We start from the raw sequence: 23,916 nt of genomic DNA, 5'->3' as shown, positions 1-23,916 counted from the left end.
TTATCCCACCGAGCCTTCAAGGCTGATGGCGACCAGTTTCTGGGCCTCGACGGCGAATTCCATGGGCAGTTCCTGCAATACGTCGCGCACGAACCCGTTGACCAGCAGGGCGACAGCCTCTTCCTGACTCAGGCCGCGCTGCATGGCGTAGAATAGTTGATCCTCGCTCAGCCGCGTCGTCGTCGCCTCATGCTCAAACTGCGCCTTGGCCGTGTCCGCCTCGACATAGGGCACGGTATGGGCGGCGCAGGTCTTGCCGATCAGCAGGCTGTCGCACTGGGTGAAGTTGCGCGCCCCCGTCGCCTTGGCGTGGGCCGACACCAAACCGCGATAGGTATTCGACGACCGGCCGGCCGACACGCCCTTGGAGATGATGCGCGACCGAGTGTTCTTGCCCAGGTGGATCATCTTGGTGCCGGTATCGGCCTGTTGAGCGCCGTTGGTGACGGCGATCGAATAGAACTCGCCGACGCTGTCGTCGCCGCGCAGGATGCAGGACGGATATTTCCACGTCACGGCTGAACCGGTCTCGACCTGGGTCCACGACACCTTCGACCGCGCCCCACGGCAATCGGCGCGCTTGGTGACGAAGTTGTAGATGCCGCCCTTGCCCTCGGCGTCGCCGGGGTACCAGTTCTGCACCGTCGAATATTTTATATTGGCGTCTTCCAGGGCCACCAGTTCGACCACGGCGGCGTGAAGCTGGTTCTCGTCGCGTTGCGGCGCCGTGCAGCCTTCCAGGTAGGACACATAGGCGCCCTTGTCGGCAATGATCAGGGTGCGCTCGAACTGGCCGGTATTCTCCGCATTGATGCGGAAATAGGTCGACAGCTCCATCGGGCAGCGCACACCCGGCGGGACATAGACGAACGATCCGTCCGAAAACACCGCGGCATTCAGGGCGGCGAAATAGTTGTCCGACACCGGCACGACGCTGCCGAGATATTGCCGCACCAGATCAGGATGTTCACGCAAAGCCTCGGAAATAGAGCAGAAAATGACACCCGACTTCTTCAGCTCATCTTTGAAGGTGGTGATCACCGATACCGAATCGAACACGGCGTCGACGGCATATTTCGGCGCGCCCTCGACCCCGGCCAGGACCATCTGTTCCTTCAGCGGGATACCCAACTTCTCATAGGTCTTGAGGATCTCCGGATCGATTTCGTCCAACGACTTCGGCCCGGCCTTTTTGCGCGGCGCGGCGTAATAATACAGGTCCTGGTAATTGACCCGGGTATAGTTGACCTTGGCCCAGTCGGGCTCTTCCATCGTCAGCCAGCGCTCGAACGCCGCCAGACGCATCTCCAGCATCCATGCGGGCTCGTTCTTCTTGGCCGAAATGAAGCGCACGATGTCGGCGTTCAACCCCTTGGGGGCGAACTCCATCTCGATATCGGTCACGAAGCCATGCTCGTAGGTTTCGAGCTTGGCGACCGTATCGATGGTTTCCTTGACCGCGGCCATTACGCCATTTCCTTTGCGTGACGCTTCAAATACACTTCATAACCTTTTGACCATACGTCATAAAAACGCTGCCAATCTTCTGCCTGCGTCGTCCATCCGGCCGACACGCGCAATACCTTGTCGGCCAGATCCGGCAACCCCAGGTTGGTGACCACGCGGCTCGACTTGACCTTGCCCGACGAACAGGCTGAACCCGACGAAACGCAGATCCCGGCCATGTCCATATGGATCAGTTGCAGGTTCGACGCCCATTGCGGCTGCGCCAGGCACAGCACGCCCGGCACCCGCGGCGCCTCCGCCCCGACAATCACCACGTCCAGGGCCTGCAAAGCCGCCTCGACCTGCGATTGGGCGCGGCTTACGTCCTCGCAGACCGGCTGGCAAGCCTTTATTGCCGCCGAGAAGGCCGCAATTCCCGGAACATTCTCGGTCCCCGCGCGCAGGCCCAGTTCCTGGCCGCCACCGATGGTTCGCGGCTTCAAAACCCGGTCGCGGTCGTAAACCAGGGCGCCAACGCCCTGCCCGCCGCCGATTTTATGTGCACTGACGGATAAAGAATCAGCGCCAAGCACCTGAAAATCCACGACCATCTTGCCGAGCGCCTGGACGGCGTCGACATGCAACCAGCCACCGCGGGCATGAACCACGTCCGCCACTGCGGCCACATCGTTGATCACGCCGGTTTCGTTGTTGGCCAGCATGACGGCGACGAACGGCCGGCCCTCACGGGTCAATACCGCTTCCAAATTCGCCACATCGACCTGGCCCGACGCCGTCAAGGGCGCTACCACGGCACCGGCCACGCCGGCGTATACACTGTCATGCTCGCCGGCCGACACCACGACATAGTCAAACCCGGCCGCCTGCCACAAGGCCAGGGCATTGGCCTCGGTACCGCCCGACGTAAACACCAGGCCCGCACCAATCCCGCCGACCGCGCTCAACACATCCGCCCGCGCGTCTTCCAACACCACCTTGGCCTTGCGGCCGGCGGCATGGATCGACGACGGGTTGCCGCCCATCTCCGACGCACGCAAAAACGCCTCGCGCGCCTGCGGGCGCAGCGGTGACGTCGCGGCATGGTCGAGATAGAGCGTCATTTCAAGCCTCCAGGAGCGCCGGCGGGCGCACCGGTTCGGGCGTGGTGATCTGAACCTTCTTGCGGGTGCGCTTGCGGATCACGTCCTCAAGCGACACCTGGGACAGGTAATCGTGGATGGCGACACCCAGATCTTCCCACAGATTGTGCGTCAGACAACGCTGGCCGCCCGGCATGCAGCCGATTTCGCGCGCCGCCTGGTCCTTACCCAGGCGCTTGTTGGCGCCCAGTTTGTTCGACGTCAACTCGCAGCGTGTGGCCTTAATCGGCTCATCGACCGCCAGGACGATTTCCGAAACAAAAAGCCGATCCGCGCCGCGCGCCAGTGAATAACCACCACCCGGCCCGCGCGCGCTTTTGACCAGCCCGGCCTTGCGCAAACGGGCGAACAATTGTTCGAGATAGGACAGCGAAATCTGTTGCCGTTCCGAGATTTCCGACAGCGAAATCGGCCGTCCCACCTGACCGTTCAAAGCCAGGTCGGTCATGGCCATAACGGCATAACGTCCCTTGGTGGATAAGCGCATAAGCGACCTTCGCGGAATTCTTGTAAAAACCTGCGCAAAGACAAATCTTTGTGCTAAGAGGCGCGTCTAGCGCGCGCCAACCGGTCTGACTGCGACCTTAGTAATTCCGAGTAAAACAGTCAAGTATTATGGTGTGCACTGCGGAATTTTTTGATTTAACAAGGTGATTGCATGCCTGAAGTCATCCTGGCGGGAGCCGCCGGACGCATCGAAGCCCGATACAGTGCCGGCAAGACGGAAAACGCGCCGATCGCCCTGATTCTGCATCCGCACCCCAAGGCCGGCGGCCACATGAACAATCCGGTCACGGTACAATTGTTCCACCTGTTCATGACGCGCGGCTTCTCGGTCCTGCGCTTCAACTTCCGCGGCGTGCAAAAGTCCCAGGGCGAATTCGATTCGGGCATTGGCGAGCTGGCCGACGCGGCCACCGCACTGGACTGGCTTCAGGCCAAGAACCCGACCGCAGCGCAATTCTGGGTCGCCGGCTACGACTTCGGCGCCTATATCGGCATGCAATTGCTGATGCGCCGCCCGGAAACCGACGGCTTCATTTCAGTTTCACCGCCGACCAACGCCTATGATTTCAGCTTCCTGGCACCCTGCCCGGCTTCCGGCATGTTCCTGCACGGCGGCAATGACAGCATCGTGCCGACGACCGAAGTCGACCGCGTCGTCGCCAAGCTGCGCACCCAGAAGGGCATCACCATCGACCACGAAGTCGTGCCGGATGCGAACCATTTCTGGACGGAGCAACTGAGCGAGGTCGAGCGTCACGTCGGCGCCTATCTCGACCGCCGCCTGTCCGGTCACGCCGAATAAAAATGGCTCGGCGCCTGTTCTTCCTGCCGGGCGTCGGCGGCAATCCTGACTTCTGGCGGCCTTTGGGCGACAGGCTCCCCGTCGATTGGCATAAGACCTATTTCGGCTGGCCCGGCCTTGGCGCCAATCCGCCGGATCCGGCGGTCAATAGCTACGACGATCTGGTCGGCCTGGTCGAAGCCCAACTTGGCGGCGAACCTGTCGACCTGCTGGCACAGTCCATGGGCGGCGCCATCGCCTTGACTGTGGCTTTGCGCCATCCCGACAAGGTGCGGCGGCTGGTTCTGGCGGTGACGGCTGGCGGCATGGATGTCTCGGCCCTGGGCGCCCACGACTGGCGGCCGGAGTACCGCCGCGAATTCCCCCAAGTGGCCGATTGGGTTATCGATCAACGGCCGGACGTCTCCCATGACCTCCTCAACATCCACCAATCGACCCTGCTGATCTGGGGCGACAACGATCCGATCAGCCCGCTTGCGGTGGGTCGGCACTTCGAGCAGTATCTGCCGAACGCTCGGTTGATGGTCGTCCCGGGCGGCGAACACGACCTGATCCACACCCGCCCAAACGACGTGGTGGACGCCATCAGTACGCATTTTGCGTAGCCCCCTCCCGCGCGAAGCGCCTTTAAAGAGGGTACGCGGCCTGCTGAATCGTCTCATTACCACTGTCCATCTGGCTTATCTGGCTTATCTGTGGATAGCCCTCGCCGAGGTTCCGCAGCGATGGAGGCGGTTATAAAATGCCGCTCTCCGGTACGACGGAGCCGACGCAAAGGGTTGTCCACAGATAAGCCAGATAAGCCAGATGGACGGCGTCTACGCACTCAACCGGCATGTAAGCGAATGATTGAAGGCGCTTCGCGCGGGAGGCGCCCTTTCATCAATATTCAGTTCACCCCATACATCAGGAACTGCTCGAACTTGCCTTCCTTGGTGACATAGACGCTTAAGCGCAAATCCTTGCCGTTCTCCATCCGCAGACGATAGCTGCGCATCTCCATGCCGCCACGATTGCTCGACCGGGCCAGCGTGAACTGGATCGGCGCACCCATGGCACCCAAATTCTCGCGGTGGTCCGCTAGGGCCCGCTCGCTCAGGAAATCGTTGAAATTATCCGTGAAGGCCGAACGGTCCGCCTCGCCTTTCTGGAGCGCTTCGAACGTGGCCAGCACTTTCGCATCGACACCGGTTTGCGGCAGCAGGATATAGGCAATACGGTCGGCGATATCGCCGTGCGCCGAACCGGTCATGGTGTTGGTCAACACCACGATCGCCACCCCGTCCTCGAGATAGATACGGTTTTCGGTCAGATAACCCGCGCCCTCGCCGCCATGCGACACCAGAGTCCGGCCATTGGTCTTGGCGACGAACCACCCCATGGCGTAGCCGGTGTCCTTACCGTTGTTCAGCTTGACCGTCTGGATCTGAATGTCATGCCCCGCCGGCGACAACAATGACCGGCGGATCAGGGTCATGTCCCACTTGGCGACATCTTCCGCAGTCAAAGCCAGTGGCCACGACCCGTAGGGCCAATTGCGCCCCGCCTTGGGCGTCAACCGGTTCGGGCCCAAACCCTGACGCTGGTAACCCACGGCATCGGGCGCCTTCAGCTCGACGGCCGAAGCATCCAGACCATCGGTAATCCCGGCCGGTTTGAAGATGCGGTCCTCGATGAACTTGTAGAGCGGCTTGCCGGAGACCTTTTCGACGATCTGCCCGGCGACGACGAAGCCGGTATTGGAATATTGCCAGTCCTCGCCGGGTTGATAGTCCAGCGGCGCCCTGGCGAACTGATCCATAATGGCGCGCGGCGTGGTCTGGCCCTGGACCGACGGCATGACATAGTCCTGTGGCCAGTAGTCGGAATAGCCCGAGGTATGGCTCAGCAACTGGCGGATGGTGATGTCGTTGGCCTGGGTCAGCTCCGGGAACCACTTGGAGACCTTGTCCTCCATCGAGAGCTTACCGTCATCGACCAGCAGCATCACCGCCGCGGCAGTAAAGGCCTTGGAAACCGAGGCGATCTGATAGCGCGACGCCGTCGTCGCCGGCACATCCGGTCCGATCTGGGCCAGACCATAGGCCTTGGAAAAGGCGATCTTGCCCTTTTCGACCACAGCCACCTGGGCCGAAGGCGTCTGGTTGGCGGCCATGGCCTGTTGCACCACCATGTCGATGCGGGCGGACTGCTCCGGCGTGACGGCTAAGGCGGCCCCCGCGGCCACCATCAGGGCGAACACCGCGCCAACTCCCAAGAACGATTTTCCAGCCATCGAAGCCTCCCCAACACGTATCTACCGTGACTAACACAGCGGCCAAGCGGCTCCAAGGCGCGGAGGATTACAAATCTGTCACGGGCAGCGAATTCTGACTCCGCCGGTACCGCCGTCGATGGTCAGGGTCTTACCGCTCTCGCCCAGCACCATGCGCAGGGTCCTCTGCCATTGCGCGCCCTCACCCGACATCTCCGCGACGACGGTAATGTCCGTGGGACCTGCGATCGACACGGTTTCGACGGCGCCGCGGCTTTCATAGAATTGCAGGTCCTTCGGCGCGATTTCCAGCTTCAATTCGCTGCCGTCGGCACAGGCGGCCGTGCTGGCGTCCCAACGCCCAGTAAAGGCGTCCGGAATGACATCGCCCGTTGCAACCGGCGTCATGACGGACGCTGCCGGTGCCGCACTGGCGACCTCGGACGAGGCAGTGGGTACGGTTTCGGTTCGCGGCGCACAGGCGGCCAGGCTCAGCAGAATAAGCGCAACGTACTTCATACTGGGTCTCCTCAGAAGATCCAGTGTCGGCCACGCAACATAAGAAAGCGATAGGATCGGCTTTCCCGGCTCAGGCGACCGACTGGCTGCGCCCTCTCGGCGAAGAGATCACGCCGCCGGTCAAGGGCTCCGGCGCCGAGGTCGTACCCGGGAAGGAAATCGGCAATCCACGCAGGGACCGCGCCGCCATATAGGCGAAGGCCTCGGCCTCGACTGCGCCGCCGCGCCAGCCCAGATCCTCGGCCAGCACCACCTTCGCCGGCGCCAAGGCCGCGGTGATGCCGCGCACCAGATGGGCGTTGTGGCGGCCGCCTCCGGCCAGGATGACGGTCTTCGGTGTCGCGCCGACCTGGTCGATTCCGGCCAGCAGGCTTTGCAGGGTAAAGGCCGACAGGGTCGCCATGCCGTCCTCGATCGCCATGCCCTGGACCCGCTCCAGGGTGAAGTCGTAGCGGTCCAGCGACTTGGGCGCCGAGGCCGCGAAATAGGGATGGCCCATATAGGCGGCGACCACTTCGTCCTTCACAACACCGGACGCCGCCAGTTGGCCTTCGTGGTCGTAATCACCGCGGCCGTGCTGGCGCATCCACTGGTCCATCAGCCCGTTGGCCGGGCCGGTATCCAGCGCCGTCAGATGTTCGTCGATCAGGGTGATGTTGGCGACCCCCCCGAGATTGACCACCACGACCGGAAGCTCCAGCCCCGCCTTCTGCACCAGGGCGCGGTGATAAACTGGGGCCAGCGGCGCGCCTTCCCCGCCGGCGGCGACATCGGCCTGGCGGAAGTCGCTGACTACGGTCACGCCGGTGGCGTCGGCAAAGGCCTGGCCGTCGAACAGCTGCACCGTGCGGCCCTTGCGGCCGGCCTGGGGGCGTTCGTGCAGGACCGTCTGGCCATGCACCCCCATCAGCTCGATATCTTTGAAACTCAAGCCGTTCTGCCGGAGGAAATGATCCGCCGCTTCAAGATGAAATCCGACCAGGACCCGGCGGGCTTCCTCGAACACAGCAGGCTCGGCCGCGCCGCGGGGCCAGCCCAGGGCGGCGCGCACGGCGTTTTCGAGGATACCGCGCACGGCCGGTGGCATGGGCTTTTCCGCCCACGGCCCGAAATCGGCAATGGCTTCGCCATCGGTGTCCAGGATCGCCAGGTCGATCCCGTCCAACGACGTTCCGGTCATGAATCCCAACACTTTCATGAATTTCTCCACGCCTTGACTTGACGCCGGACGGTGCTTTCGTCACACACCGTTCTCTCTGTTTCACACCGATACTGCACGCAAATCATGACCGAGCCAAGCTTCAAATCCGAATTCCTGCGCACGCTTCAGTCGCGGGGCTTCATTCACCAGTGCACCGACGCCGAGGCGCTGGATGCCCTGGCGGCCAAAGGCATGATTACCGGCTATATCGGCTTCGATGCCACCGCGTCGTCGCTGCATGCCGGCAGCCTGGTCCAGATCATGATGCTGCGCTGGTTGCAGAAGACGGGGCACAAGCCGATCGTCCTGATGGGCGGGGGCACGACCAAGGTCGGCGACCCGTCGGGCAAGGACACCCAGCGCCAGCTTCTGGACGATGCCAAGATTGCCGAAAACCTGAACGGTATCAAACAGGTGTTCACGAAATTTCTCACCTTCGGTGAGACTGGCAACCAGGCGACCATGGTCAATAATGACGACTGGTTGTCGCAATACGGCTATATCGAATTCCTGCGCACCTTTGGGCCGCACTTCACCATCAACCGGATGATGACCTTCGATTCGGTCAAGCTGCGGCTGGAACGCGAACAGCCCCTGACCTTCCTGGAATTCAACTACATGCTGATGCAGGCGGTCGATTTCCGCGAGTTGAACCTGCGCAACGACTGTATTCTGCAGATGGGCGGCTCGGACCAGTGGGGCAACATCATCAACGGCGTCGAACTGACCCGCCGGATGGGTGAAGGCCGTGAGGGTGCGCATGCCTTCGGCTTGACCACGCCACTGTTGACCTCGGCGTCGGGCGCCAAGATGGGCAAGACGGCTTCGGGCGCGGTGTGGCTGAACGCCGACCTGCTGTCGCCCTACGATTACTGGCAATACTGGCGCAATGCGGAAGACAAGGATGTCGGCCGCTTCCTGCGCCTGTTCACGGAGTTGCCGCTGGACGAGATCGCCCGCCTGGAGGCGCTGGAAGGCGCCGAGATCAACGACGCCAAGAAGGTCCTGGCTGACGAGGCGACGAAACTGCTGCACGGCGGCGAAGCCGCGGCGACGGCGCGCGACACGGCCCAGAAGGCGTTCGAACAGGGGGTCCTGTCGGCCGACCTGCCGACGGTGGAAATCGAGCGCGCGGTTCTGGACGAAGGCATCATGCTGGCGGCCCTGGCGACGAAGATCGGCCTGACCTCATCGAACGGCGAGGCACGGCGCCTGGCCCAGGGTGGCGGTCTGCGGGTCAACGACGTGGCGATCAATGACGGCAACCAGCTGGTAACTGCTTCGGACCTGAACGCTGACGGCGTCATCAAGGTGTCCCAGGGCAAGAAGAAGATCCTGCTGGTGAAGCCAGTCTGAGGTTGTCCTGAACCCTTGCAAGAGGAACACGGAAGCCACCGAAGCCGCTGCGCGGCGGCACGGAAGACACGGAATTCCGGTTGACCCGTCTCCCGCACGAAGCGCCTCTTGATGTCTACATAATGCGCCTATGGTGCCCATAAACACCGTCGATCTGGCTTATCTGTGGACAACCCTCGCCGAGGTTCCGCCGGATCGAAGGCGGTCGAATTTCCAACGTCCGAACTCGCCGCTACCTGCATTAAGTGTGGTCCACAGATCAGCCAGATAAGCCAGATCGACGGCATTACCACGGACCTTCTGACGCACACGAAGAATCTATTAAGGCGCTTCGCGCGGGAGACGGATCAACCGGAATTCCGTGTTTTCAGTGTCGCCGCGCAGCGGCCTTCCGTGGCTTCCGTGTTCCTCTTGCAAAGGTTCAGAACCAACACAAGCACCGCGGCCTAATTCTTTGAACGCGCTTCGCTTTCTTCGCGGATCTGGGCCAACTTTTCCTTGACCGGCGGCAGGTTCAAAGCCGCGATCGGATCGACCTTCTCCTGGTCGCGTTCCCACACCTTGATAAAGCCCGGCATCATAACCGACAACGGATCGACCATCGGCGCCGGGGTCTTGTACGTTCCGCCGAGCCCGTATTTCAGCCCCAGCAGCCCCAAGCCGTTCGACCCCAGACTGCCGAACAGCGCGTTGACGCGATAGGCCGGGATCAGGGTGCCGTCGAAATCCATCGTCTTGGCCTCGAAATTGGTCGTCCCGCGCAGGCTGAAGCCCATGGCCTCGCCTTCGGCCCAGCCGTTATCGATGAACAGGGTATGGTCGCGATAGCGCACCGGGAATTCGAAGTCCGAGAAGGCAATCCCCTCGCCGGTCAGGGTATCGGCCACCCCTTGCAACGAAGCCACCGTCAGCAACTGCGCCATGACCGGGATCTGCTTGACGCGGACATCCTCGCCCTTCAGCGTCGCGTCGATCTGCCCGTCCATATAGGCGCCCTCAATCACCGCATCACCACCCCAGACATTGCGGCCGCCCGACGCCGTGCGGATAACACTGCCCAAATCCGCCGTCATCACGCTGAACAGGCTGTAGGTTCCCTGGGATTTCAAGGTCAGGGTCACCGGCTTGCCATCGGCCGTAATCGCTGCCCCTTCGCCCGTCAGGCCGCTGCGGCCATCCCAGCTCAGATCGACATTGAACCGGCTGAAGGCGCCTTCCGTTGACATCTTCAACTGGTCGAGATCGACCACCAGGTGGACGGGACGGATATCCTGCGTGCGTTTGACACCCGGCGCCGACACCGGTTTGGCGACCGGTCGGCCGGACTTGTCCGGGCCCTTCAGCCACGGCCGCAGATCCAGCTGGCGGCCACTGATCGAGATGACATCCGACGTATCCGCGGCAAAATACTGATAGCGGACGTCAATGAAGTTGTTGAGATAAAGATCGGAAAAATCAGCGAATTCCAGCTTTCCGTCTGCGTCGAACGAAGCCCGCCCATCGATGCGGATCTGGTCGCCCGCGCCGGCGATGCGCGAGACATTGACGCCCTTTTGGCCATCGCCCTTGTCGTCCATCGAAATGGCAAAGCGTGCCGCCTCGCCTGCCGGCTTGTCCCAGTCGGTCGCCTTGATGCGCAGCTCCGCCGCCCGGGCGTCGACATTGACCAGGGCCGCCGGATGACCGGGCGTCTCATACAGGCTGAAGACAAAGCCGGTGTCGCCGGCAATCTCGATCGGGTCGTGATTGTAGCCAAGGGCGCGCAAGACCTCGTCGGTCACCTTGCCTTCGACGCGCAGCGTATAGGGGTCGGCCGGCGCCACGGCATCCCGTGAAGGCATATCGAAATCAACCACTTGCCCCAGCAACCTGACTTCGCCGCGCAGGTGGCCGCCGGCCTGTTGCCACAAGGCGGTGACATCCACCGGCTTGGCGGGACTAAAGAAGGCCGGCGGCAGGCCCAGGGTTTCCCAGTCCTGCGGCAGCACGGTCATTTTCAGACGACGCAGCAGTTCGTCGCTGCCCTCGACCTCGGACCAGCCCAGCACGGCATTGATATCGTCCAGCTTCAGAAGGGCTTCCTTGGACTGGTCGTCCAGGGCGACATTGACGGTCAGGTGGCGAGCCTGGTTGAACACCGGCAGGCCGCCATAACCCAGTTCGCGCGCCTCATCGGGCGTGATGATCGACTTGTAGACCAGGCGCGCCCGCTTGCCCTCGATATAGGCGATATCGCCGGACAGGGCTTCGGCATCGACCTCGCCGGACCAGATCTCCCCCGACCGCAACAGGGAAATCCGCGTCGGCAGTTCGCGCTTCAACCGTTCGAACACCGGCAGGCCTTGCGCCTGCATGCCTTCGGCCAGGGTGGCGCCTTCGATCACGACCTGGGACGGTCTCCCATTCTCAACTTCACCGCCGTCGCCTTCCCAGTTGACGGTGCCGCGGAAGATATCGGCATCGACCGTGCCTTCGCCCTTCCCGCCGGCCATGGCGAAATGGCCGGTGATCGCTACCGGCACGCGCGGCGAACCACCGAACTGGGCGGCGTTGAAGCTACCGGTAAAGTCGACCTCGGCCCCCGGCGCGTCGAAATGGGTCGTGTAGGTGATGTCGCCGGCATAGGGCCCGACCTTGGCAGGCCCGGCAACCTCGATCCGGTCGGCTATCAGGTCGCCCTTGACCGTCAGCGCGCCTTCGCTGAGGTCCCATCCCAGGGCCGCCTGGGTCATCGACGCGTCGGTGATCCGGCCGTCGAAGCGGAGGTCGAAATTGTCATTGGTCACACCGAAGGTCGGGAAGGCGATATCGACACGAACCGTGGCCCGGCCGGTCATGCGTTCGCGCGTCAGCCCCGCCTGCGCCAAACCGCCGTCGGCCAGCGGATCGACCGCCTCGATCACCGCCACGGCGTCACCCTCGGCCTCCAGCCAGATCGAAGTCTTCGTGGCATGGTCATGGAAGTCGGGGACATCCAGCGCCCCCTTGGTCAAAACGACATCGACCAGGCGACCGGCGTCGACATCCATGGTGAAACTGTTGCCCAGCAGGGTGCCATGGCCGCGCAGGCCGGTGGCGTGTTCCATCCGCTCTTCGATCATCAGGCCCAGATTGTCGAAGTCGAAGTCGAGGCGCAGGTCTTCGTCCTGGAGCTGGTCATGCTCGAAATGGCCCGGCGGTGCCTTCAAAACAAAGTCGGCATTGGCGTAGTCTCCGCCCTGGATGCGCTTGATCAGCTCGCTGCGAGTCCCGGGCGACAGGTCTTCGGGCCAGAAGGCGAAGACCTCGTCCTTGGTGAAATGGCCATTGATCTGCGCCGTGAGGTCGGCCCCCAGCCTTCCCTGCGCGTCGGTATAGACGACGCCCTGGCTTTCGAACGGCGCGCCGTTGAGTGAGCCCTTCCCGGTCTCGATCTCCAGCCGGCGCTGTTGAGGGATATAGGCGCCCTTGAAATGCGCGTCGGTCAGGGTCTGGCGCGAAAAGTCGTCCGCCAGACGCCCGGTCAGGCGCGGCCCGGAAAAATCAAACCCGATCTTCAGGTCGCGCTTCTTCTTGGGATCAGCCGGCTCAATGACGACCTTGCCCGACAGGTCGGTGTCGAGAAGATGCGAGCGCACACGAAAGGTCTGGAACTGCGCGGTGTGGTCGGTGGAATTGTAGCTGGCGCGGATACGGGCGCTTTCGAAGACCTGATGACTGCCGCCCATCTCAACCTGGCCGGCGCCGGCGTCGAGGTCGACCCAGGCGCCGTCGAAGCCCCGGGCCAGGCTGTAGTCGATACGGGCCAGGCCGTTCACCGGCGCGTCGATGCGCGACAGGTAGCGCGTCACCCCAACCGACGGGAAGACATGGGCCGGCACCAGCTGTTTCAGATTGGCCGAGATGGACGCCTGTTTCAAACCGATCAGGCCATTGGCCTGGGCCTGGAAACTGGCCTGGCTGTCGGCGCCGGTGATGGTCAGTTGGGCCTTGGCCTCCAGCTTCCCCCTCAGCTTGGAAAAATCGATGGCGGCGATCTGCGCCGTCCAGTCCAGGTCCGAGTCTTCCTGGATCAGCCGCAGTCGGGCGTTGCGGACGCTGACCTGGCGGGCGAAACTGACCGGCCGGCCCAGCTTTTCCTGGCCGGTCAGGTCGAAGAAGAACCGGTCCAGTCCCGCCGGGCCGGTATCGGGCTTGCCACGGGCATCGAACCCCAGTTCGTAGCGCCCCTCCTTCGAAACCGAGGCGACGACCAGGACGTCGCTGGCCGTCAGACGGGCGGGCGCAAAGTGCGCCAGGATGAGACTGTCGGCCGCCAGGGCCGTCTCCAACCGCCCGGCGCGGACAATGGTACGCTTCGAGGAGTCCTGAATTATCAAATTGTCGAAACGGAAGCCGACAGCTCGCGAATCCGCGAACCATGCCAGGTCGAGATGGCCGATACTGGCCTTCGTACCCGGCAGGCTGGCCTCGATGCGCGAAATGATAACCGGACGGATGCCGTCTATGCGGATCGGCCCCAGCGACAACCGCCAGGCAAACACCAGCAACATCAGCAGCAGCCAGCCGAAAACGAACAGCCGCGGGCGCTTGCGAAAGGTTTCCAGGATTTTCTTCAGCGGCTCGGGCGGCAATTGTTTGTTTCGTCTGGACGCGCGCCGCCAAAGCAGTGCAGTTACGGCGACTCTTTTTACAGGATTTGTGTCTTTAGACAGTTAAGCGAGGCTATGTCATGGCGAAATCGTCACAAATGGCAACTTCTTTTACGCCGTATGCCGCGCCGGACTTCGAACTACCGTGCTCAGACGGTAGCGTCGTCCGTCTGAAAGACCTGCGTGGTCATTGGGTTGTGCTGTTTTTCTACCCGACCGACGATACCGAAACCTGCACCAAGGAGGCCTGTGCTTTTTCCGAAGCTGTGCCAGAATTCGACACCCGTGGGGTGAAATTATTCGGACTGTCCAAGGATGATCTCACCTCGCACGGGAAATTCATCCGCAAGTACGGGCTGAAAATGCCGCTTCTGTCAGATGAATCCACATCGGTTATCAATGCGTTCGGGTCGTGGGGTGAGAAGTCGCTGTACGGGCGTAAATATATGGGTACGGACCGATCGACCTTTATTATCGACCCGCAAGGACAGGTGCGCGCAGAGTGGCGCAAGGTCCGGATCAAGAACCATGTCACGGAAGTGTTAACCGCGGTAACGGCTTTTCAGGCTTGAAATGTCCTTATGCAATCCTTATCTCGGTTTTGGGACTGGGCGGCGGCACCGATTTTGAAGGTCGTTGGATGCGACTTTCAAATTGGGACGGAAGGCAAGGACCGCAATGATCAACCTCCTGTTTTTAATGACTTTCCTGATTTTCCTGTCGCACAGCTTGACAGCCGCGCGAGTTAAACCTTGCGCCGTTCGAATCACCAAGGCATAATTAATAAACGGTTTAGGTGGCGGCGGTTATGCGTGAAAACGGCTCTGAAGGCTTAGGCGACTGGATGGAGTCCATCCTCCCGGAACGCCACATCTTTATCCGCACCGGCGGCGAGACAAAAGGCTATGTCATCAGCCCCGGAAAGCAGTTTTTCCTGATTTTCGTGGCCTCGGCCCTGGCCACCTGGCTGGCCATCTCAACGGGTATCAGCCTTTTCTTCGCCGCCGCTCATGGCAGCGGCGCCGAGAACCAGATGGTGATGATGAAGCGCCAATCCGAGCGCTGGATCGCCGATCGCCAAGCCCGCCTGGATATGGCTACCCACCACGCCACCGCCAATTCCGGTTCGCTGGAAGACCTGGCCACCACGGTTGAGAACCGCCATGCCGGCCTGGTCAATCTTCTCAAGGATTTCAAGGGTGTACCCGGCGCAGCTGTGGCCCTGGCTCCGGCCCAGGTCGACGAAAGCCTGCCGCCGATGGAGCGCATCTACGCCATCCGCGCCGAGCAGGAGCGCATGGTCAGCCAGGCTGAAACCTTCGCCAAGACGCGCGCCGAGCGCCTGCGCCTGGCCTTCCGCATCGCCGGCCTGAATCCCGCAATCTTCGCCGGCGGCCAGGGCGGCCCGCTGGCCGGCAAGGATGCCAAGACTTTGGCCGCCGTCCTCAATGTCGACGAAGACTTCGCTCGCCGCGTCTCCAATGCCGCCAACGACCTGTCGGACATGCGCGGCCTGCAGAACAGCTCCGACCGCCTGCCCTTCGGCCGGCCGACCTTGGGCACCCGTGAAACCTCGGGCTTCGGCGTCCGCTTCGACCCGTTCAACCACGCGCCGCGCTTCCACGCCGGCCAGGACTTTTCCGGCGCCTACCTGACGCCGATCTATTCGAGCGCTCCCGGCGTCGTCTCCTTTGTCGGTGTCCGCACGGGCTACGGCAACTGCGTCGAGATCGACCACGGCAATGGTTTCAAGACCCGCTATGCCCACCTCGCCAACTTCACCGTCAAGACCGGTCAACGCGTCGCCGTCGACCAGCGGGTGGGTTCGATGGGCTCGACAGGACGTTCGACCGGCGTCCACCTTCACTACGAAGTGTGGCTGAACGGTCGCCCGCAAAACCCGGCACGCTTTTTGAAGGCAGGAGATTATGTTCAGCAAAACTAACAAACCGGCACAACCCGTGCCCGCCAAGCCCGCTCCGGCTCCGATCGAGTCGCCGCAGATCAATCTCAACCGCAGCCAGGCCGCTCAAGCGCCGCGCCCCGCCGCCAAGTTGTCCGGCCTGGGCTCAGGCCTGGTCATCGACGGCAACATCACCGGCAACGGCGATCTGCACCTGGATGGCACAGTTCGCGGCGACGTGAAGTGTGGCCACCTGATCGTCGGCGAGTCCGGCAGCATCGAGGGCAAGGTCGAGGCCGACACCATCGAGGTACGCGGCCGTATCGTCGGCTCGATCTCGGGCAAGCAGGTCAAGCTTCAGGCGACTGCCTATGTCGAAGGCGACATCACCCACGAAGCCCTGGCCATCGATGTCGGCGCCTACTTCCAGGGCCGCTGCCTGCAGTCGCGCCGCGTCGACGCCCCCGTTGGCGCGACCAGCCCGTCGGTCAGCAGCCCCGCCGCCTCGACCAGCGACTACGGTTCGCCGTCGCTGGGCACCTATGATATCAGCGCCCTGGGCGACCTGAAGTAATCCACCTCACCGAACATAATCTGTGAAGAAAGCCGGGTAAGCATCAGAGCTTCCCGGCTTTTTTCGATTTACAGGCAATTGACCGGGACCTTGTCGTCGGTCCAGTCGGCAACGGCTATCCCGCCGGCCGCCACCTTGACCGGCTTGCCCATGGCCGTACCTTTTCCGGTCAGGAAGTTGACATCGCACGTCCCACCGGCCTCAAGGTCCAGCGTATCGCGGCTCACCGTTGTCACTCCGGCCACGACCATCTGGTTGTTGCGCCAGGCCAGGGTCAGGGTCTGCTGCCAGCGAGACCGGCCGATGGCGTCGTTGCCGGAAACGACCTGCAACCCGCCGGCCGGCGACAGTTGCAGCGACGGCTGGGTGCCCCACATACTGCCGCTCCACACCAGTCCGGGCGCAAAGGCGGCCGGCTTCATCGTATCGCCGTCGGACATGTAGACGATAAGATCGACGCTGTCTTGCGACTGCACCAGAACGGCACGGTCGAAGCCGCCGTCCTCGTTCCAGTCCGCCGTGATTGTGCTGATCACAGACTCGGGCGCCACCGTGGCGGGCTGCGCCAGGGTCGCGGTAGGGACGGTCAATAGAAGCATAACCGTTGCTGATCGGATCATCGTCATTTCCCTCTTGATTTCGTCACACTGTATCTGACCACTGTCGGGCGATTCAAGTTCAGAACTTGGGCCGGACCATGCTACCTCTTGCGCTTCATCGCCTGCGAATCCCGTTCATGCCGCCTTCCCCCGCCAGCGCCCGGAAAACCAAGACCCGTCCGCCCCTGACGCTTCAGGCCTTCTGGTTCATCCTGAAGGAAACGGCGCGGGAATGGAACGATGACAAGGTACCGCGCCTGGGCGCCGCCCTGGCCTTTTATGCCATGCTATCCATGGGTCCGCTTCTGCTGATCGTGGTCGCCTTTGCCGGCATGGCTTTCGGGCGCGCCGCCGTCGAAGGCTATATCTTCGACGAGATCAACAAGCTGATCGGGGCAGCGGGCGCCGAAGCCGTCCAGACCATCCTGGCCAATACCAGCAACCCCAAGGCCAATCTCATCGCCTCGATCATCGGCTTCGTGACCCTGATCGTCTCGGCGACCAGCTTCTTCGCCCAGCTCCAGGACGCGCTCAACGCCATCTGGAACATCGAAGAGCGCGAGAGCGCCCACTGGACATGGTTTATCCAGAAACGCCTGCTCAGCTTCGTCATGATCGCGGGGGGCGGCGTCATCCTTCTGATCGGCCTGGTGATTTCGGCGATCCTGCCGGCCCTCACCTCGGCCTTCGGCAATGTGATCCCGATCAGCTTCGCCGTCCACTTCCTGCACAACCTGGTGTCATTCATCATCATCACCCTGGTCTTCGCCATGATCTTCAAGGTGTTGCCGGATGTGCATATCGAATGGCGCGACACCTGGATCGGCGCGGCCATTACAGCCCTCCTGTTTGCCTTCGGTAAGCTGTTGATTGGTATCTATCTGGCCCACAGCGCCTTCAGCAGCACCTATGGCGCCGCAGGGTCGCTGATCGTGGTGTTGGTATGGATCTATTATTCGACGCAGATATTCTTCCTGGGCGCAGAGTTTACGCAGGTCTATTCACGCTACATGGGCGCGCAGATCATCCTGAAGAAAGGGCGTAGAAAAGCCCCGGCTCATACGGTGGCCACGGACAATGCGCACGCGGCGGATAATGCCGAAGTCGTCAATATCGCCAAGACCGAACCGCAGCAGGCCAAGCCGGAATTGTAAGAAGGAGCCTCCGGCGGCCAGGGTGCGAAGCACCCTGGACCCGTTACGCGTCCGCGCCGTCGCGGGTCACGCCGACGCGCTGGGCCAGCGAAGCGCCCATGAAGGCGTCGAGATCACCGTCCAGCACCGCCTGGCTATCGGAGGTTTCGACATTGGTGCGCAGATCCTTGACCATTTGATAGGGTTGAAGGACGTAGGAGCGGATCTGGTGGCCCCAGCCGATGTCGGTCTTCTGGTCTTCCAGCGCCTGTTGGGCGGCTTCACGCTTCTGCAGTTCCTGTTCGTACAGGCGGGCGCGCAGCATCTTCCAGGCTTCGTCGCGGTTGGCGTGCTGCGAGCGGCCGGCCTGGCAGGCCACGGCGATGCCGGTCGGGATGTGGGTCAGGCGGACGGCCGAGTCGGTCTTGTTGATGTGCTGGCCGCCGGCGCCCGAGGCGCGATAGGTGTCGGTACGGACATCGGCCGGGTTGATGTCGATGACGATGGCGTCGTCGACCACCGGATAGACCCAGACCGAGGCGAACGAGGTATGACGGCGCGCGTTGGAGTCGAACGGCGAAATGCGGACCAGGCGGTGAACCCCTGCCTCGGTCTTCAGCCAGCCATAGGCATTCTCGCCCTTGATCAACAAGGTCGTCGATTTGATGCCGGCCTGTTCGCCTGCGGTTTCTTCCTCGACATCGACGCTCATGCCGTGAGCCACAGCCCAGCGCGTGTACATGCGCAGCAGGATACCGGCCCAGTCGCAGGATTCGGTGCCACCGGCGCCGGAATTGATTTCGACATAGGCATCGTTGCCGTCAGCCTCACCCGACAGCAGCGCTTCCAATTCGGCGCGGCCGGCATGGGCCTTGAGGCCCTTCAGCATGGCACGGGACTCTTCGATCAGTGTCTCGTCGCCTTCCATGTCGCCCAGTTCGGCGAACTCGATGGCGTCCTTGAGTTCCTTTTCGAGCGTCTTCACGGCATCGATCGAAGCGCCGAGTTTGGAGCGCTCGCGGTTGATCTTCTGGGCTTCGTCGGGCCTGTCCCACAGGGTCGGGTCTTCGACCCGGGCGTTCAGTTCGTCGAGACGGCGTAGTGCGACATCCCAGTCAAAGACGCCTCCTGAGCAGTCCGATGGACTGCTCGATTTCGGACGCGGCGGTCTCGATATCCAAACGCATGGTGCTTCCTAAAGTCTTGGCCTCAAATCTTGGAGGTGCGGGTTTATCCCCGCGCGGCCGCGATGGCAAGCATGAGGTTGGATGGGCTGGTGGAAATTACCCCTGAAGTGTCAGTACAGCTCGCTTGCGTCGTCCAGGGTCTTCTTCTTCGGGGCCGCCGGTGTCTGGACGGTCGGTGCTTCCACGGGCGCCGGCGTCTGTAGGTCGCCGTCGGTCCAGGTGTCCAGGTACGGCCGCGGACCGTCATCCTCCGCACCGGGCTGGTACTTGGGCTCGGTGCCCGGCTTGAACGCCTCCTCGCGGCCGCGGATCGACACGAACACAGCGTCGCGTGGCTTCTGGAAGTCCTTTTTCGGCTTGCCCTTGGTGGCATTGCGCATGAAGTCGATCCAGATCGGCAGGGCCGCCTGTGAACCGGTCTCCTTGTCACCCAGGGTGTGGTTGTCGTCGAAGCCGACGAACACGCCCACAACCATGTCGGCGGTAAAGCCGACGAACCAGGCCGAACGGTAGTCGTTGGTCGTGCCGGTCTTGCCGCCCATAGGAATGCCCAGGGACGCCGCCGAGCGGGCGGTACCGCGTTCGACCACGCCCTGCATGAAGCTGTTAACCTGGTAGGCGGTGATCGGGTTCATCACCGACTGACCGGGTGCGGTCAGGCGCGGGCTTTCCGTGCCGTTGAAGGGTTGGGCGCAGACCGGACAGGCGCGGTCGTCGGCCTTATAGACCACCTTGCCGTCGCGATCGAGCACCTGGTCGATCAGGTGCGGGCGGATCTTGCGTCCGCCATTGACGAAGATCGAATAGGCTCCGGTCAGATTGAAGGGCGTCACCTCTCCGGCGCCCAGCACCATCGACATTTCCGCCGGCACCTTTTCCGAGATGCCGTATTCGACGAGCTTCTGGGTGATCGGCTTGATCCCGACCTTCTGGGCCAGGCGTACGGTCATCAGGTTGCGTGACAGCTCGATACCGCGGCGGATCGGCTGTGGTCCCATATAGTCGTGTTCATAGTTCTGCGGCGACCACATCTTGCCGTCGCCGCCCATCATGGTGATGGGACCATCCTCGACGATGGAGGCCGGCGTGAAGTCGCGCTCCAGCGCCACGGCGTAGACAAAGGGCTTGATCGACGACCCCGGCTGGCGATTGGCCTGAGTGGCGCGGTTGAACTTGGAGACCGAGTAGGAATAGCCGCCGACCATGGCCAGGGTGCGGCCGGTGAACGGATCGACCGCCACCAGGGCGCCGTTGACATTGGGCACCTGACGCAGGCGGTAGCCCGAACCTTCTGGATTGGGTTCGACGAAGATCAGGTCGCCGGTCTTCAGTCCGCGGCCTGCAAAGGCCCAGGCGATGTCGCTGGAAATCAGGCTGCCCTTGTCACCGGTAATGGTTTCGATCGCGACGCTGCCTTTCGTGGCAGACGTCACGATAGCCTGGATCCATCTGGCCCGTTCCGACGGGGGCTCTTTTTCGGCGGCAATCCTCTGCCAGTTGGACGCCGGCTTCTCATTGCCCCAGGCGCCGCGCCAGCCATGGCGGCGGTCGTAGGTTTCCAGGCCGTTCATCAGGGCCTGGCGGGCATAGGTCTGCAGCTTGGGGTCCAGCGTCGTCTTGATGTAGTAGCCGTCGGTATAGATGGCGTTGGGATCGTTCGGGAACAGCTTGCGGGCGCGCAGTTCCACCTCGGACACGAAATAGTCGGCGTCGTGATAATGGGCGCGCTGAGGCTTGTCCTGGACGATCAGATCTTCCTTCTTGGCTTCCTCGGCCTCGGCACGGGTAACGAAACCCGCCTGGGCCATTTCGTCGATGACCCAGTTGCGCCGGGCCATGGCCGCGGCCTTGTGCGTGGTCGGACGGTAGTTTTCCGGTCCTTTGGGCAGGGCTGCCAGATAGGCCGATTGGGCCAGGGACAACTGGTCCACAGGTTTGCCGAAATAGTTGAACGCCGCCGAACCGACGCCGTAGGAACGATAGCCGAGATAGATATCGTTCATGTAGAGTTCGAGTATCTGTTCCTTGCTGAGCGAGCTTTCCAGCCTCCGCGCCAGGATGACTTCCTTCAGCTTGCGCCCCAGGGTGCGCTCATTGCCCAGCAGCAGGTTCTTAGCGACCTGCTGGGTGATGGTCGAACCGCCTTCGAAGCGGCGGCCGGTGACGAAGTTATAGACGTTCTTGAGCATAGCGCGCGACACGCCGCTGACGTCGACGCCGCTGTGCTGGAAGAAGGCGCGGTCCTCGGCCGCCAGAAAGGCGTTGCGCATGCGCTCAGGGATGCGGTCGTAAGGCACGTTGACGCGGCGCTCCTGGCCATATTCGCCGATCAGGGTGCCGTCCCAGGCAAAGACGCGCGCCGAATTGACCGGCCGGAAGTCCGCCAGTTCGGAACCATCGGGCATGTCGTGAAACAGCCACGCGGCATAGATGGTCAGGGCAAAGCCCGCAATGGCCACGACCGTCATCAGGGCGACGCCCGCCATTTGGAACCAACGCTCAGACGACTTTAACAAGCAACCTCCGACGCACGCCACCGGCGCTCGAAGCGCGGGTATCGGAACACGTTTACCAAAGTGGGGGAATTAGGCAAAGGACTTCGGTGAAAATTCACGCCCGTCCACACCATTTAAGGGTACAGCGCGTTTTTCGTCCGACCTAGCGGCAAGAAAGCCCGGTGAAACGCCGCAGGAATCCGGTGCCTGATTCGAAAAAAAGCCCCCGTCCTGCGACGGGGGCCAAGGCTCTGATCAACACACGCTACTAACTCGTTACGGGAGGCCGGCGAAGGAGGCGTAGCGCACTTCGTTGGCGAAATAGACGTCGATGGCGCGGGCCACCTGCCCCATCATCACCTCACGGTGACGCGGATCGCTGAGCATGGCTTCGTCTTCCTTGTTGTTGACGAAGCCCATCTCCAGCAGCACGGCCGGGACATCGGGCGCCAGCAGGACGAACAGCCCGGCCTGGCGCAGATTGGTCTTCAACAGCGGCGTCGACGCGCTGATATGGTCCATGACCAGCTGAGCGAAGGTCGCCGAACGGTTCTTGGTGGCGCGCTGGGTCAGGTCGATCAGGATGCGGCTGACCACCGCGTCCGACTGCGGCATGTCGGGCAGCGACCAGTCGCCCTTGACCAGGGCTTTCTTGGCGGCGCGTTCGGTGCCCGAATCCGACAGGGTATAGATCGAGGCGCCACGGGTGTCGCCAGATCCACCGGCATCCGAATGCAATGAGATGAACAGGTCGGCATTGGCATTGCGGGCGATGCGCACCCGCGCCGGCAGGTCGACGAAGGCGTCGGTCTCACGCGTCATGATGACGGTGTAACGCCCGGTCTTTTCCAGCGACGCCTTCAGCGCCTTGGCCGCGGCCAGGTTGACGTCCTTTTCGTAGCTGTTGCCGCCCAGCGCCCCGGGATCCTTGCCGCCATGGCCGGCATCGATGACGATGACCTTCTTGTCACGCGTCGCAGCGGCCGCCATCTGGGTCTTGCCCGAAGCGGGCGCGGCGATCACCGGGACCGGAGACGGTTTGTCCACCGAGGTGTCGGCATTGCCGGGCACGATGTCGACGACATAGCGATAGACGCTGATACCGTCGGCGGGTGGCAGCAGGAAGCGGCGATGAATTTTGCCCTGCCCTTTGAAGTTGAGTTTCAGGCGGGTGGAGCCGGCGATGTTTTCGACCTTCCAGTCGGCGATCAGCCCCATGCCGGTTCCCGACAGGGCCTTCCCCATCTCGACATCCGGCAAGGCGATGATCTGCTGGGCGGTTTCGCTGTCACGCGTCACCACCTTGGCGTCGACCGCCCTGTCGAGTTCGATGACGATACGGGTCTGGGTGGCGTCACCGCCCAGGCGCACCTTCACGATGTCACCCGAGACATTGACCGGCGCGGCCATTACGGCAGGCGCCAGGCAGACACCCGCCCCCGCAAAACCGGCAGCCAGTATCCGCGAAACCCTGAAAACGCGCACCAAACTCAACCGATGTACCAAGGTATTATACCGTCGGAACATTCACTACTCCACGCACCACATGTTCTATGTATTAGTCGTAAGACCTTGTTTTTGACGCCTCACATGGATCCAAAAGTGGCGGACCACTTGAATTGGTATGAGGCTTGGGGTGACTATGGCAGACACGAATGGAAATACGATTAAGCGGCAGGGTTTCCCCGTGCTTAATCTATTTGGTTTCCAGGTAGTTAAGAAACGGTTGCTGCAACCCTGAGTTTTTGCGAGCGGCGTTATCGCAACGGCACGCGGCTCCTTACCCGTCAATAAAAACAGTTGACGTGAAACGCAATTTACCGACATGTGGCAAATTGGTATCGCTCCCCCGCGAGTCCGGCTGTAGCTAGGGACGACTTGCGTCTGCGAACCTTGTGATAACGGGACCGAGGTCTTATCTCGCCGCCAGATGCCTGGCGGCAGTTTTCGCCCGGAACCGGCGTCACGTCCGTAAAAAAGAACCGGCGCGCATCATGCCGCCACTGAGTAGAAACGAATCCATGGGCTGCGCCTTGAGCCTCCATAACGGAACTCCTGCCACCGCCGGCGTCTTCGCCGCGGCGGCCGCGCGCCCTCACCCCACCCTTAAGCGCCACGCCTCTGTCCGTCCGGCTCCGCCGGGACGTGC

Annotated in this window: 18 protein-coding genes; 7 read left to right on the top strand and 11 right to left on the bottom strand. The window is 62.3% G+C overall.

The genetic code is table 11. The annotated features are described in order from the left end of the window. Genes sufB through ABAC460_RS35820 form a run of 3 tightly spaced genes read right to left on the bottom strand, consistent with a single transcriptional unit; the run spans position 1 to position 3,093 of the window. Positions 1-1,467 carry a Fe-S cluster assembly protein SufB gene (sufB, locus tag ABAC460_RS35830; RefSeq protein WP_023453526.1) on the bottom strand — a complete coding sequence of 489 codons (1,467 nt, stop codon included), beginning with the start codon at positions 1,465-1,467 and terminating at the stop codon, positions 1-3. After that, positions 1,467-2,567: a cysteine desulfurase family protein gene (locus ABAC460_RS35825; protein WP_023453525.1), complete on the bottom strand. Its 1,101-nt coding sequence runs from the start codon at positions 2,565-2,567 to the stop codon at positions 1,467-1,469. The genes sufB and ABAC460_RS35825 overlap by 1 nt, the downstream gene beginning before the upstream one ends. A gap of 1 nt (position 2,568) precedes the next feature. Next, on the bottom strand, positions 2,569-3,093 hold the full coding sequence (locus ABAC460_RS35820) for an Rrf2 family transcriptional regulator (protein ID WP_023453524.1): 525 nt from the start codon (positions 3,091-3,093) through the stop codon (positions 2,569-2,571). A gap of 171 nt (positions 3,094-3,264) precedes the next feature. Between ABAC460_RS35820 and ABAC460_RS35815 the strand changes: the two genes are divergently transcribed. Together ABAC460_RS35815 and ABAC460_RS35810 are read left to right on the top strand one after the other, a co-directional pair. After that, complete coding sequence (locus ABAC460_RS35815; protein WP_023453523.1) at positions 3,265-3,915, top strand: alpha/beta hydrolase; 651 nt, start codon at positions 3,265-3,267, stop codon at positions 3,913-3,915. A 2-nt stretch (positions 3,916-3,917) separates the two neighbouring features. Next, positions 3,918-4,520 (top strand): alpha/beta fold hydrolase, encoded by a 603-nt coding sequence (locus ABAC460_RS35810; protein WP_023453522.1) that lies wholly within the window; start codon positions 3,918-3,920, stop codon positions 4,518-4,520. A 284-nt stretch (positions 4,521-4,804) separates the two neighbouring features. Here ABAC460_RS35810 and ABAC460_RS35805 read toward each other — a convergent pair whose 3' ends face one another. From ABAC460_RS35805 to ABAC460_RS35800, 3 genes are all read right to left on the bottom strand, one after another. Continuing rightward, positions 4,805-6,190 carry a serine hydrolase domain-containing protein gene (locus ABAC460_RS35805; protein ID WP_081716537.1) on the bottom strand — a complete coding sequence of 462 codons (1,386 nt, stop codon included), beginning with the start codon at positions 6,188-6,190 and terminating at the stop codon, positions 4,805-4,807. Between the two features lie 78 nt (positions 6,191-6,268). Continuing rightward, the gene (locus ABAC460_RS48310; RefSeq protein WP_023453520.1) at positions 6,269-6,688 is read right to left on the bottom strand and encodes a hypothetical protein; all 420 of its coding nucleotides are present in this window, start codon (positions 6,686-6,688) and stop codon (positions 6,269-6,271) included. 70 nt (positions 6,689-6,758) lie between these two features. Continuing rightward, complete coding sequence (locus ABAC460_RS35800) at positions 6,759-7,886, bottom strand: anhydro-N-acetylmuramic acid kinase (RefSeq protein ID WP_023453519.1); 1,128 nt, start codon at positions 7,884-7,886, stop codon at positions 6,759-6,761. 87 nt (positions 7,887-7,973) lie between these two features. On the opposite strand from ABAC460_RS35800, the gene tyrS reads away from it, so the two are divergent. Continuing rightward, positions 7,974-9,245 (top strand): tyrosine--tRNA ligase, encoded by a 1,272-nt coding sequence (gene tyrS / locus ABAC460_RS35795; RefSeq protein WP_023453518.1) that lies wholly within the window; start codon positions 7,974-7,976, stop codon positions 9,243-9,245. A gap of 446 nt (positions 9,246-9,691) precedes the next feature. On the opposite strand, the gene ABAC460_RS35785 is transcribed toward tyrS, so the two are convergent. Continuing rightward, complete coding sequence (locus tag ABAC460_RS35785; RefSeq protein WP_023453516.1) at positions 9,692-13,858, bottom strand: YhdP family protein; 4,167 nt, start codon at positions 13,856-13,858, stop codon at positions 9,692-9,694. A gap of 98 nt (positions 13,859-13,956) precedes the next feature. Between ABAC460_RS35785 and ABAC460_RS0124610 the strand changes: the two genes are divergently transcribed. From ABAC460_RS0124610 to ABAC460_RS35775, 3 genes are all read left to right on the top strand, one after another. Next, complete coding sequence (locus ABAC460_RS0124610) at positions 13,957-14,448, top strand: peroxiredoxin (protein ID WP_031236779.1); 492 nt, start codon at positions 13,957-13,959, stop codon at positions 14,446-14,448. 272 nt (positions 14,449-14,720) lie between these two features. Next, the gene (locus ABAC460_RS35780) at positions 14,721-15,821 is read left to right on the top strand and encodes a M23 family metallopeptidase (protein ID WP_235075803.1); all 1,101 of its coding nucleotides are present in this window, start codon (positions 14,721-14,723) and stop codon (positions 15,819-15,821) included. Beyond that, positions 15,805-16,353, top strand: coding sequence for a bactofilin family protein (locus ABAC460_RS35775; RefSeq protein ID WP_023453513.1), 549 nt, complete (start codon positions 15,805-15,807; stop codon positions 16,351-16,353). Before ABAC460_RS35780 ends, ABAC460_RS35775 begins: the two co-directional genes overlap by 17 nt. 68 nt (positions 16,354-16,421) lie before the next feature. Here ABAC460_RS35775 and ABAC460_RS35770 read toward each other — a convergent pair whose 3' ends face one another. After that, positions 16,422-16,973 (bottom strand): hypothetical protein, encoded by a 552-nt coding sequence (locus ABAC460_RS35770; protein WP_162150321.1) that lies wholly within the window; start codon positions 16,971-16,973, stop codon positions 16,422-16,424. Between the two features lie 116 nt (positions 16,974-17,089). Here ABAC460_RS35770 and ABAC460_RS0124605 point away from each other — a divergent pair, with 116 nt between their 5' ends. Further along, positions 17,090-18,106, top strand: a complete 1,017-nt coding sequence (locus ABAC460_RS0124605) for a YihY/virulence factor BrkB family protein (protein WP_023453511.1) — start codon at positions 17,090-17,092, stop codon at positions 18,104-18,106. 43 nt (positions 18,107-18,149) lie between these two features. On the opposite strand, the gene prfB is transcribed toward ABAC460_RS0124605, so the two are convergent. The 3 genes from prfB to ABAC460_RS35755 form a co-directional block, all read right to left on the bottom strand. Next, a protein-coding gene (gene prfB / locus ABAC460_RS35765; protein WP_155914638.1) for a peptide chain release factor 2 occupies positions 18,150-19,272 on the bottom strand; the annotation gives its coding sequence in 2 pieces (ribosomal slippage) (positions 18,150-19,202 and positions 19,204-19,272; 1,122 coding nt in all). A gap of 110 nt (positions 19,273-19,382) precedes the next feature. Continuing rightward, the gene (locus ABAC460_RS35760) at positions 19,383-21,788 is read right to left on the bottom strand and encodes a penicillin-binding protein 1A (protein ID WP_369794101.1); all 2,406 of its coding nucleotides are present in this window, start codon (positions 21,786-21,788) and stop codon (positions 19,383-19,385) included. Positions 21,789-22,043: 255 nt separating this feature from the next. Then, entirely contained in the window at positions 22,044-23,228 is a 1,185-nt protein-coding gene (locus ABAC460_RS35755) for an N-acetylmuramoyl-L-alanine amidase family protein (RefSeq protein WP_035426174.1), read from the bottom strand. Between the last annotated feature and the right edge of the window lie 688 nt (positions 23,229-23,916).

This window comes from Asticcacaulis sp. AC460, assembly GCF_000495795.1.
Classification (GTDB): domain Bacteria; phylum Pseudomonadota; class Alphaproteobacteria; order Caulobacterales; family Caulobacteraceae; genus Asticcacaulis.
The sequence above is the reverse complement of the archived record's forward strand: the minus strand, read 5'-3'. Positions and strand labels throughout refer to the sequence as shown.